A 12,297-nucleotide genomic window follows, 5' to 3' on the forward strand; every position below is an offset into this window, starting at 1 on the left:
TCTCCCGTAAATGCCTTGAATCAGCCTATTTAGACCGTTTCTTCGCCATTTAAGGCGTTATCCCCAGTTTTTAGTGAGATCTCTCCCACTGACGTATCATTTGGTCCGCCCGAAACAGGTTGGCCAGCGTGAATAACATCGCCAGTTGGTTATCGTTTTTCAGCAACCCCTTGTATCTGGCTTTCACGAAGCCGAACTGTCGCTTGATGATGCGAAATGGGTGCTCCACCTTGGCCCGGATGCTGGCTTTCATGTATTCGATGTTGATGGCCGTTTTGTTCTTGCGTGGATGCTGTTTCAAGGTTCTTACCTTGCCGGGGCGCTCGGCGATCAGCCAGTCCACATCCACCTCGGCCAGCTCCTCGCGCTGTGGCGCCCCTTGGTAGCCGGCATCGGCTGAGACAAATTGCTCCTCTCCATGCAGCAGATTACCCAGCTGATTGAGGTCATGCTCGTTGGCCGCGGTGGTGACTAGGCTGTGGGTCAGGCCACTCTTGGCATCGACACCAATGTGGGCCTTCATGCCAAAGTGCCACTGATTGCCTTTCTTGGTCTGATGCATCTCCGGATCGCGTTGCTGCTCTTTGTTCTTGGTCGAGCTGGGTGCCTCAATGATGGTGGCATCGACCAAGGTGCCTTGAGTCATCATGACGCCTGCTTCGGCCAGCCAGCGATTGATGGTCTTGAACAATTGGCGGGCCAGTTGATGCTGCTCGAGCAGGTGGCGGAAATTCATGATGGTGGTGCGGTCCGGCAAGGCGCTATCCAGGGATAAATGAAGTGGTCAACAAAAACTGGCCACCGAGTTAGAGTTTATTCCAGTATCGATTTTCCGATTCGTTTGGGGGTAACCCACCGTTATATTCGTGCGGTCTTAGTGCGCTGTAATATCCAACGATATAATCCGTTATGGCGTGAGCTGCCTCGCTGAAGCTTACGTAACCCACCACCGGTATCCATTCGTTCTTCAGACTTCTGAAGAAGCGTTCCATTGGGCTGTTATCCCAGCAATTTCCGCGCCGGCTCATACTCTGCCTGATCTGGTATCGCCACAATAACTGCCGGAACTGCCTGCTCGTATAATGACTGCCCTGATCGCTGTGGAACATCACCCCGCCGGGCTTACCACGGGTTTCCCATGCCATTTCCAGCGATTTCATGGTGAGCCTGCTGTCCGGCGAGAACGACATGGCCCAGCCCACTGGTTTTCTTGCGAACAGGTCGAGAACAACGGCGAGGTACGCCCAGCGCTTACCCGTCCAGAGTAGAGTAAGAGGCAGGGCGTAGTCGGACTATTTCCCTGCCTCTCCTCCCCGAACCGGACGTGCACCTTTCAGCGCATCCGGCTCTCCATTTAAATGCTGGCGAACGCCATTGCCACTTCTGTAAAGCGCGATGTATACGTGTTTCTGGTCTCCGTCCTCAGATAGGGATTACCTTCGGGTAGCCGCCAGCGGAACAGCTTCTTGCCTTGCCCCACCAACCGGTACAGTATTTCGCCGCTGAGCTTGCCGTGATTGGTTTTACCAAATAAAACCCACGTTTTGCTCTGACCCGGTTTCGGTGATTTACACCACCACCTCATCAGGGAAGCGATACCTGTACGGTATTTGCGGGCCAGCCAGTGAGCCAGCTTCCAGAACACGACACGGTCGATATAACTGAAGACTTTGGCCTTAAAATCAACGAACTGATAGAACATAGCCCAGCCTTTCAGTTTTCGGTTGAGTTGTTCAGCCATATCGACTTTGCTTTCACTGTAGTTGCCTGATAACAGTGCTGTCAGCGATGCGGCGAAGTTTCTGGCTTTCTCCTGCGGGATCGTTGAGACCACTCGCATCTCGCCATAACGACTGCGTTTGCGAATGATTCTGTGCCCCAGAAAGATAAAGCCGTCATTAACATGGGTGATTTTAGTCTTATCCATGTTCAGCCTGAGTTTCAGACTGCCTTCGAGCACACCCCGACACTCCTCCCTGATGGCTTCCGCCTGTGCTTTGGTGCCTTTGACGATGAGGACAAAATCATCGGCATAGCGGCAGTACGCCACCGCGGGTTTCCACTGCCAGTTTTCTCTGACCGCCGTACTTCGGCCCCGTTGGATACTGTTATTCCAGTACCACCGATCTTTTCTGGCTTTCCCGCTCAGGTAGCGCTCATGCAGGTATTGATCGAACTCATTCAGCATGATGTTCGATAATAGCGGCGATATAACACCGCCCTGTGGTACACCTTCACTGGCCGCCCGAAAGAGACCGACATCGATATGTCCCGCCTTGATGGTTTTCCACAGCAGAGTCATGAAACGTGCGTCACTGATCCTGCGGCGTACAGCCTTCATCAGCAGTCGATGATGTACGGTGTCGAAGTAACTGGACAGGTCGCCTTCAATCACCCAGCGTCCCCGGGTTTCACCACAGTCTGTGAGCTGTAATTTCACCGTGCGGATCGCGTGGTGGACACTGCGCTCAGGCCGGAAGCCATATGAGAGCGTATGAAAATCACTCTCCCATATCGGCTCCATCGCCATCAGCATGGCCCGCTGAACAATACGATCCCGCAACGCGGGGATACCCAGTGGTCGCAGTTTGCCGTTGCTTTTAGGGATGTAAACCCGTCTGGCGGGCAAGGGCTGGTAGTGGCCTGAGAGTAATTCATCCCTGAGGATTTGCAGCTCAACAGCCAGTCTGGCCTGTAGCATTGTTTTGTTCACGCCATCAACGCCGGGGGTATGGGCCCCCTTTGATGAAAGCGTGATCCGCGCCGCTTCAGCCAGCCATTCTGGTTGTGTTATCAGACGCAGCAGCCGTTGAATCCGTAGGGACGGATCGGTGGCTGCCCATGTGGCAAGCTTGCGTTGCATTTCGCTGATTATCAAAGGTCTTCACCTCGTTAGGTCAGTTAATTCACGTCGCAAACACATTCAAACTGCTTCCCTTCGCCATGTAATGGGCTTTCCCCATCGCGGACTACTACGGAAGCTCCGCCAGCCAGCGCGTCATCGGAGCCATGCCCCCTTAACATCCGTCGCTGACCTTCCCCGGTTTACCTGCCTGGACTCAGGCATACTGAGGAGGCTGCCCGTCGCACTCTTTATCCTTGCTTGCCGCAAGTTGGCAGAAGTCAGCAACGCAAGCGTGATAGACGCTGCTGCCCCGGTGTTTCGCATACATGTCAAAACACCTTCGACCGGCAGTGCTTACGTATCACTGCCAGTTCCTCCTGCACGGCCTGTCAGATCACGTAGGCCGTGGTGACGTTTTCAACCCACAGAGGCGGATTAACGGGTTCATGTTCTTCAGCCTTTCAGTACTTAACCTTGAGGATCATCTCGGCTTAGTGATCTCGCCTCAATCCCCGTTGTCAGCGGGTTACATCACCCTGCGGGCATGCCGCAGGTCACTGCCGCTCAGGTTCTCCACCGTCACACCCGGTGGGATTGTTGGGTTTCTCATCGTGAGTTACCGGTTCAATATTCCAGACAGACTCGCGGTTCATTTAAGCATCCATGCCCGCCCTGAACTCCGGGCACACTATAAGTAATGTCGGTGACCCAGACCTGATTGGCCCGGACAATAGTAAACTGCCGCTGCACGCTATTAGGGGCAACCACTGAAGGTCTGCCAGCGATACGACGCGGCGCTTTATAGCCGCGCACGGCTTTAATCCGGTTCAGTTGCATAATACGGCCCACCCGGTTTTTACCGTAGGTTTCCCCGATTTCGTTCAGGTCGCCATGAACCCGCCGGTAACCGTATACGCCTCCGCTCAGTGAATAGGAGTCACGGATAAGCGTCAGCAGACGCTGATTATCTTTATCACGTGCCGAGACCGGGTTATGCAGCCACGCGTAGAACCCGGCCCGGGCGACATCCAGTACCCGACACATTGTCATCACACCCCATACAGTGCGGTGCTCATTGATAAAGCGGTACTTCAGTCGGGCTCCCTTGCAAAGTACCGCGCGGCCTTTTTCAGGATATCCCGTTCTTCTTCGGTACGTTTTAGCTGCGCCCGTAGTTTCAGGATCTCGCTTTTGGCTTCCAGTAAATCCCGGGCATGCTGCTCGCTGTTATCCGGTTTGATAGCCCGTAGCCACTTGTAGAGGCTGTGGGCAGAAACGCCCAGACGGTCAGATACTTCGGCAACGGAATAACCGCGTTCCGTTATCTGTCGGACGGCTTCTTCCTTAAATTCAGGTGTATATCGTGGTGTGCCCATATGCTCCCCCTATACTCAAACTATAGGGCAGGATCGTCTACCGGGGTGGGGTCAGTCCATTACTAACTGACAGTTGTACCGAATACTGGGGGCAGGTCAAGCGCTTTAGCTTGTGTGGCAACAACCTCCTTTACAGGACCAGGTAGACGATTACCCTGTGCTGTTTCTGTGCTCAACGCAATCTACGGCTATCCATTTTCTGCCAGTGGTTGCAAAGACGACCATTCAACGTCAGCAAAGTTTCGCAATGCACTGCTATGTAACTCATTGATCCTACGTAGAATTTAAAATCCCTCGGCGTTCGCGCTGTGTGGGTTCAAGTCCCACTCCGGCTACCATGGGAAAAAGCAGAATAATCAAAGCAATAAGCAGTGTCGTGAAACCACCGAAAGGTGGTTTTTTTGTGCCTGTTTTTCTCCGTATACCCTAGTTTCACCCTTCAACTTCGCAACCATAAGAGGGCAATCATGCCCAACAATGGCCATTACCGATAGGATCTGTTGGCGTCGGTCGTCAGCTGCGAAATCACGGTTTTAAATACTGATGGCACTGTCTCTCTGCGTCACCCGGCCCAGAAGGGGCCTCTAAATCGGGTAACGCAGTCGCACTACCAGGCGGTATGGTACAGCTCGCTAATATCTGCCAGGCTCGCTTCCCGTGGGTTGCCGGCAGTACAGACATCATCATATGCCGCCTGGGCCAGCATCGGGATATCTTCCTTTTGTACTCCAGCCTCACGCAGATGGAGCGGGATGCCCACATCGTGATTAAGCCTGAAGACGGCATCCACGGCAGCATTGCGCGCGTCCGCAAGGCTCAGCCCTTCAACCTTCACGCCCATCGCCCGTGCAATATCGCGGAATTTATCGCCGGTAAAGTCAGCGTTGTAACGCATGATATGGGGCAGCAAAATGGCATTCGCCACGCCGTGCGGTGTGTCATAAAAAGCACCCAGCGGGTGCGCCATACCGTGAACCAGCCCCAGGCCAACGTTGGAAAAGCCCATGCCGGCAACATACTGGCCCAGCGCCATCGCCTCGACGGCATCTCGATCGCCCTTGACTGAATCGCGCAGCGCGCCGGCAATAATCTCAATCGCCTTGATGTGTAGCGCATCGGTCAAGGCCCATGCGCCCCGGGTGATATACCCTTCAATCGCATGGGTCAGCGCATCAACGCCGGTTGCTGCTTTCAGCACTGGCGGCATACCGTCCATCATATCTGCATCGATAAAAGCGACCTGCGGAATGTCGTGCGGATCGACGCAAACAAATTTACGCCGCTTCTCTTCATCAGTGATTACGTAGTTAATGGTCACTTCAGCCGCTGTTCCGGCTGTAGTGGGAATGGCCAGAACGGGTACGCTGGGGTTACGGGTTGGGGACAGGCCTTCAAGGCTACGAACATCCTTAAACGCCGGGTTATTGCTGATAATACCGATTGCCTTACAGGTATCCTGAGGCGAGCCGCCCCCGATAGCGATAAGGTAATCTGCGCCGCTGTTCTGAAAAACACCCAGCCCTTCCTGTACTATTCCGATTGTCGGGTTAGGAAGCACGCCGGAGTATATTTCCCAGGTCAACCCCGCTTCGTCCAGCTTATCCGTGACCTTCGCCACCACGCCACACTGTATCAGCGTCCTGTCGGTGACAATCAGCGCTTTTTGATAGCCGCGACGCTTTACCTCATCGCAAAGCATCCCTGTCGCGCCCCGGCCAAACCAGGCCGTTTCGTTCAAAATCATTCTTTTCGCCATGGCATTTCTCCTGTTTGCTATGTGATGTCATTCTTCAATGCGCAGTCCGTAGGTTTTGAATTTTTCCAGTACAATGGCGATAGCATCGTCATCCAGTACCGGGACCGGATCCGTTATTGCCAGCGTGCAAAGGTACAGTTGTGCCAGTACTTCAACTTCATGCGCCAGCCACAGGGCTTTTTCCAGATTTGCTTCACAGGCAATTAAGCCGTGGTGCTGTAACAGCGTTGCTTTGCGGTTCCTGAGGGCAAAGGCGACATAGTCGGACAACTCGCGTGTCCCAAATGTGGCATATGGCGCGCAGGGTATGGAATTACCGCCTGCGGCGGCAATCATGTAATGAATGGCCGGGATAGGGCGGTTAAGAATAGACACGGCGGTACAGTGCACCGCATGGTTATGCACCACCGCCTGCGCATCCGGACGCGTCTGGTACGCGGCCATATGGAAACGCCACTCGCTGGAAGGCAGTTTGCCCTGTTCATGCTGACCGTCGGCATCAATATAAACGATGTGTGACTCCGTCAGTTTTTCATAGGGGATCCCCGTTGGCGTTATCAATATCCCGTCCTGATAGCGCACGCTGACGTTGCCAGCCGTGCCCTGATTTAGCCCCAGGCGGGTCATTTCCAGGCAGGTATCAATAATCTGCCGCGCCAGTCTATTTCGTTCCATTTGTTACCTCTCTTGATGATCTAAAGCACCAGCAGAACAAGCCTGTTGTCCTGATGAATTAACCGTATATTTGCGCACCATCTTTATAGGGAATAACGCTAAAAGAATTACGGTGGTTGCACTTTGTGATCGCCGTCAATTAATAGTCGGGAATTGATCCTTATTCGATTAATTCATTTCGGTAAAAATGACCGATTCAGAAGATTTTTATTCAAACAGTCGTTTTGATGATTTTTACCGTGAAAATGCCCGTTTTCGGAGTAATACATTAAATCGGTCACTGGGGTTGTGGTTTTTAATGTTTATTTTCCCCGGCGGGGGGCGTTTTTATTAAATTTAAAGTGATAACGATCACATAAAGATATCGCGTTGCCGTTAAATGTGATTGTCATCATATTCGCCCCCCTTTTTTACATGAAAATGCATTCACGAGATCATTCCGATCGCCAGATTCGCGCCAGTAAGAGTAAAGCACCTTTTTATTTTTACCGTCTGGCAAGAAAGGAAAGTCACATTCTGACGCTTCTGACTAACGAGGGTGTTATGGGAAATACAACAATACCAACGCAGAGTTTTCGTGCGGTCAATGCCGGGCAAGCCCAGCGTTACATTATTCCTTTCGCGTTACTCTGCTCACTGTTTTTTCTTTGGGCAGTCGCTAATAACCTGAATGACATTTTACTCCCCCAGTTTCAGCAAGCCTTTACCCTGACAAACTTCCAGGCTGGCCTGATACAATCTGCGTTCTATTTCGGCTACTTTGTCATTCCAGTTCCTGCCGGGATACTGATGAAAAAACTCAGCTATAAGGCAGGTATTATTACCGGGTTGTTTTTATATGCCATTGGTGCTGCATTATTCTGGCCTGCGGCTGAGTTAATGAATTATACATTGTTTCTTGTCGGTCTTTTTATTATAGCGGCGGGGTTAGGTTGCCTTGAAACTGCTGCTAACCCCTTTGTTACAGTGTTGGGGCCAGAGAGTGGTGGTCATTTCCGTCTTAATCTGGCGCAAACTTTTAATTCTTTTGGCGCTATTATTGCCGTTGTGTTTGGACAAAGCCTAATTTTGTCTAACGTACCGCATCACTCTCAGTCGGTACTCGATAAAATGACGCCAGAACAGCTAAGCATTTATAAGCACAGCCTGGTGTTATCCGTACAAACGCCTTATATGATTATCGTGGCAATTGTATTGTTGGTCGCCCTGCTGATTATGTTGACCAAATTTCCGGTCCTTCAGAGCGATAATCACGTCGACGGCACACAAAGCACATTTTCTGCCTCTCTTTCCCGTCTGGTCCGTATTCGCCACTGGCGCTGGGCGGTGCTGGCGCAGTTCTGCTATGTCGGCGCGCAAACTGCCTGCTGGAGCTACCTGATCCGGTACGCTATTGAAGAGATCCCCGGCATGACGCCAGGTTTCGCTGCCAACTACCTGACCGGCACCATGGTGTGCTTCTTCATCGGTCGTTTTACCGGTACATGGCTAATCAGCCGCTTCGCACCGCATAAAGTACTGGCCGCTTATGCCCTGCTTGCCATGGTGCTATGCCTGTTCTCCGCCGTATTCGGCGGCCATTTCGGTCTACTGGCCCTAACGCTGTGCAGTGCATTTATGTCTATTCAGTACCCAACCATTTTCTCCCTTGGGATTAAGAACCTGGGTCAGGACACCAAATACGGCTCGTCATTCATCGTCATGACCATTATCGGCGGCGGGATTGTGACGCCGGTCATGGGCTTTGTCAGCGATGCTGCAGGCAATATCCCAACAGCAGAACTGGTTCCGGCAGTGTGTTTTGCCGTCATCTTCATCTTTGCCCGTTTCCGTTCGCAAGCGGCAACGAATTAAACCTGTATCCGAAAACGTGAGGGATCTGTCATGAAAAAAATCAGCTTACCGAAAATAGGTATCCGTCCGGTGATTGATGGTCGTCGTATGGGGGTTCGTGAGTCTCTGGAGGAGCAAACCCTGAATATGTCCACCGCCACCGCTGCGCTGCTCACTGAAAAGCTTCGTCACCCCAACGGCGAGCAAATTGAATGCGTCATTGCTGACAGTTGCATTGCGGGGATGGCCGAATCCGCCGCCTGTGAAGAAAAATTCAGCAGCCAGAACGTCGGCGTGACCATCACCGTGACGCCGTGCTGGTGCTACGGGAGCGAAACGATCGATATGGACCCCATGCGTCCGAAAGCCATCTGGGGTTTTAACGGGACTGAACGTCCGGGTGCCGTTTATCTGGCCGCCGCGCTGGCTGCACACAGCCAGAAAGGGATTCCGGCATTCTCTATTTATGGTCATGATGTCCAGGACGCCGACGACACCTCGATTCCCGAAGATGTTGAGGAAAAACTGCTGCGCTTTGCGCGTGCCGGTTTAGCCGTCGCCAGTATGAAAGGGAAAAGCTATCTCTCCATTGGGGGTGTGTCGATGGGGATTGCCGGTTCCATCGTCGACCCTAACTTCTTCGAATCCTGGCTGGGGATGAAGGTACAGGCAGTTGATATGACTGAACTGCGCCGCCGCATTGATCAGAAAATCTTCGATGAAACCGAACTGGAAATGGCGCTGGCCTGGGCGGACAAAAACTTCCGTTACGGCGAAGACCAGAACGCGCAGCAGTATAAGCGTAACGAAGCGCAGAACCGTGAGGTGCTGAAAGAGAGCCTGCTGATGGCGATGTGTATCCGCGACATGATGCAGGGCAACCCAGCACTGGCGGAAAAAGGGCGGGTGGAAGAATCGCTGGGCTACAACGCCATTGCGGCAGGCTTCCAGGGCCAGCGTCACTGGACCGATCAATACCCGAACGGCGATACCGCCGAAGCGTTGCTTAACAGCTCCTTTGACTGGAATGGCGTGCGTGAACCCTTTGTCGTCGCGACCGAAAATGACAGCCTCAACGGCGTGGCGATGCTAATGGGCCACCAGTTGACCGGCACAGCACAGGTGTTCGCCGACGTGCGCACCTACTGGTCTCCAGACGCGGTAGCGCGTGTGACCGGTCAACCGCTCAGCGGTCTGGCTGAGAAGGGTATTATCCACCTGATCAACTCCGGCTCTGCGGCTCTCGATGGCTCATGCAAACAGCGCGGCAGCGATGGCAAGCCAACGATGAAGCCATTCTGGGACATTAGCCAGCAGGAGGTTGATGCCTGCCTGGCGGCCACCGAATGGTGTCCGGCGATACATGAATATTTCCGCGGCGGCGGTTTCTCTTCTCGCTTCCTGACGGAAGGCGGCGTGCCGTTCACCATGACCCGCGTGAATATCATCAAAGGTCTTGGCCCGGTTCTGCAGATTGCAGAAGGCTGGAGCGTGGAACTGCCGAAAGAGATGCACGATCAGCTTGACGCCCGTACCAACTCAACCTGGCCGACCACCTGGTTTGCGCCACGTCTGACGGGTAAAGGTCCCTTTACCGACGTTTATTCCGTGATGGCGAACTGGGGGGCAAACCATGGCGTGCTGACCATCGGCCACGTTGGCGCAGACTTCATCACCCTGGCATCAATGCTGCGAATTCCGGTCTGCATGCATAACGTGGAAGAGTCGAAGGTCTATCGTCCTTCCGCCTGGGCTGCGCACGGCATGGATAGCGAAGGCCAGGATTACCGCGCCTGTCAAAACTATGGCCCGCTGTACAAACGTTGAGTAAACGTTTTTGCCCGGTAGCGTATGTTTACCGGGCCTGTAAAACACCGAATTGCAGGCCGGATAAGCGACACGTTAGCCGGCGACGTTTCAGGAGTTGCTATGAAACAAGAGGTTATTCTGGTTCTCGACTGCGGAGCGACCAATATCCGGGCCATTGCCGTTGACCGGCAGGGCAAAATTATCGCCCGTGCCGCTACGGCAAATGCCAGCGACATCGCCATAGAAAATAGCGCCTGGCACCAGTGGTCTCTCGAGGCCATTATGCAACGCTTCGCGGACTGTTGCCGCTCGCTGAAGACGAGTCTGGCAAACTGTCGCGTTCGCGGCGTCACGGTGACCACCTTCGGCGTTGATGGCGCGCTGGTCGATGAGCACGGCAGGCTGCTCTACCCAATCATCAGCTGGAAATGCCCACGCACTGCCGAAGTGATGAAAAATATTGGCCGCTTGCTGTCACCTCAGCGGCTTCAGGACATTTCCGGCGTGGGGGCATTTGGCTTCAATACGCTGTATAAGCTGGTGTGGCTAAAAGAAAATCACCCGCAGCTGTTGGAACAGGCACACGCCTGGCTGTTTATCTCGTCGCTGATTAACCACCGTCTGACCGGCGAATTCACCACCGACGTTACTATGGCAGGGACCAGCCAGATGCTGGATATTCAACAGCGCGATTTCAGCCATGAAATTTTGCAGGCGGCGGGTTTGCCGCGTCGGCTCTTCCCACGTCTGGTGGAAGCCGGTGAGCTCGTCGGTAAATTACAATCTGATGCTGCCCAATGGCTTGACCTGCCCGCCGGTATCCCGGTGATTTCCGCCGGACACGATACCCAGTTTGCGCTGTTTGGTGCAGGTGCCGCGGCGGATGAACCCGTCCTCTCCTCGGGAACATGGGAGATCCTGATGGTGCGCAGTGCGCAGGTCAACACGCCGCTGCTCAGTCGCTACGTCGGTTCTACCTGCGAACTGGACAGCCAGCCAGGGCTGTATAACCCTGGCATGCAGTGGCTGGCATCGGGCGTACTTGAATGGGTACGTAAACTGCTTTGGACCGAAGAGACGCCCTGGCAAACGCTGATTGAGACAGCCCGCCGCATACCCATGGGGTCCGAAGGGGTGAAAATGCACTGTGATCTCCTCGGCTGTCAGCATGCGGGCTGGGAGGGCGTCACACTCAACACCACACGCGGTCATTTTTATCGCGCTGCGCTGGAGGGCCTCACCGGGCAGCTGGCGCAGAATCTGCGCACGCTGGAAAAGATTGGTCACTTCAACGCGACTGAACTGCTGCTGGTCGGCGGTGGCAGCCGTAACATGCTGTGGAACCAGATCAAAGCCAATATGCTCGGCATCCCCATCAAGGTACTTGATGATGCAGAAACCACTGTCGCGGGGGCAGCCCTGTTTGGCTGGTACGGGGTCGGAGAATTTACGAGCCCGGAACACGCCAGAGCGCAGATGCATTATCAGTACCGCTACTTCTTTCCGGAAACCGAATCTGCACCGATTGAGGGAGTTTGAGATGTTAAAAACGATTTCACCGTTAATATCACCTGAACTACTGAAAGTCCTGGCCGAAATGGGCCACGGCGATGAGATTATTTTTTCTGATGCCCATTTCCCCGCCCACACTATGGGACCGCAGGTTATACGTGCCGATGGGCTAAAGGTCAGCGAATTGCTGCATGCGATTATCCCGCTGTTTGAGCTCGACAGCTACGCGCCGCCACTGGTGATGATGGCTGCAGTTGAGGGTGACTCCCTCGATCCCCGTGTTGAGGCTCGCTATCGCGATGCGCTTTCACGTCAGGCACCCTGTCCGGCAATTACCCGCATTGACCGCTATGCGTTTTACGCACGTGCCAAAAAATCCTTTGCGATCGTTGTCACAGGGGAGTGTGCTAAATACGGGAATATTCTTTTAAAAAAGGGGGTAACGCCGTAATCTCATGCCGGTGCGCCCGCCAGCGCGGGCGTGTATCGAA

General features: G+C 53.7%; 7 protein-coding genes and 3 pseudogenes. 4 read left to right on the plus strand and 6 right to left on the minus strand.

Annotated elements, in window-relative coordinates; genetic code table 11:
* Positions 1 to 70: 70 nt before the first annotated feature.
* The 6 genes and pseudogenes from HV157_RS24405 to fucA all read right to left on the minus strand — a co-directional run.
* Positions 71 to 775: pseudogene (locus HV157_RS24405) on the minus strand (IS5-like element IS5 family transposase); the annotation flags it as partial.
* A 9-nt stretch (positions 776 to 784) separates the two neighbouring features.
* Positions 785 to 1,274 (minus strand): annotated as a pseudogene (locus HV157_RS24410) (IS3 family transposase); the annotation flags it as partial.
* Positions 1,275 to 1,354: 80 nt separating this feature from the next.
* Positions 1,355 to 2,863, minus strand: coding sequence for a group II intron reverse transcriptase/maturase (gene ltrA, locus HV157_RS24415; protein WP_001189111.1), 1,509 nt, complete (start codon positions 2,861 to 2,863; stop codon positions 1,355 to 1,357).
* A 672-nt stretch (positions 2,864 to 3,535) separates the two neighbouring features.
* Positions 3,536 to 4,221: pseudogene (locus HV157_RS24420) on the minus strand (IS3 family transposase); the annotation flags it as partial.
* 607 nt (positions 4,222 to 4,828) lie between these two features.
* Complete coding sequence (fucO, locus tag HV157_RS24425; RefSeq protein WP_121339398.1) at positions 4,829 to 5,977, minus strand: lactaldehyde reductase; 1,149 nt, start codon at positions 5,975 to 5,977, stop codon at positions 4,829 to 4,831.
* 27 nt (positions 5,978 to 6,004) lie between these two features.
* Entirely contained in the window at positions 6,005 to 6,652 is a 648-nt protein-coding gene (gene fucA, locus HV157_RS24430; RefSeq protein ID WP_020883353.1) for an L-fuculose-phosphate aldolase, read from the minus strand.
* Positions 6,653 to 7,195: 543 nt separating this feature from the next.
* On the opposite strand from fucA, the gene fucP reads away from it, so the two are divergent.
* From fucP to fucU, 4 genes are all read left to right on the plus strand, one after another.
* Positions 7,196 to 8,506 carry an L-fucose:H+ symporter permease gene (fucP, locus tag HV157_RS24435; RefSeq protein ID WP_113656145.1) on the plus strand — a complete coding sequence of 437 codons (1,311 nt, stop codon included), beginning with the start codon at positions 7,196 to 7,198 and terminating at the stop codon, positions 8,504 to 8,506.
* 30 nt (positions 8,507 to 8,536) lie between these two features.
* Positions 8,537 to 10,312 (plus strand): L-fucose isomerase, encoded by a 1,776-nt coding sequence (fucI, locus tag HV157_RS24440; protein ID WP_121339400.1) that lies wholly within the window; start codon positions 8,537 to 8,539, stop codon positions 10,310 to 10,312.
* Between the two features lie 102 nt (positions 10,313 to 10,414).
* Positions 10,415 to 11,833 (plus strand): L-fuculokinase, encoded by a 1,419-nt coding sequence (gene fucK, locus HV157_RS24445; RefSeq protein ID WP_182269086.1) that lies wholly within the window; start codon positions 10,415 to 10,417, stop codon positions 11,831 to 11,833.
* A 1-nt stretch (position 11,834) separates the two neighbouring features.
* Positions 11,835 to 12,257, plus strand: a complete 423-nt coding sequence (gene fucU, locus HV157_RS24450) for an L-fucose mutarotase (RefSeq protein ID WP_032678451.1) — start codon at positions 11,835 to 11,837, stop codon at positions 12,255 to 12,257.
* Positions 12,258 to 12,297: the final 40 nt, after the last annotated feature.

This window comes from Enterobacter sp. RHBSTW-00318 (assembly GCF_014101375.1).
Classification (GTDB): domain Bacteria; phylum Pseudomonadota; class Gammaproteobacteria; order Enterobacterales; family Enterobacteriaceae; genus Enterobacter; species Enterobacter ludwigii.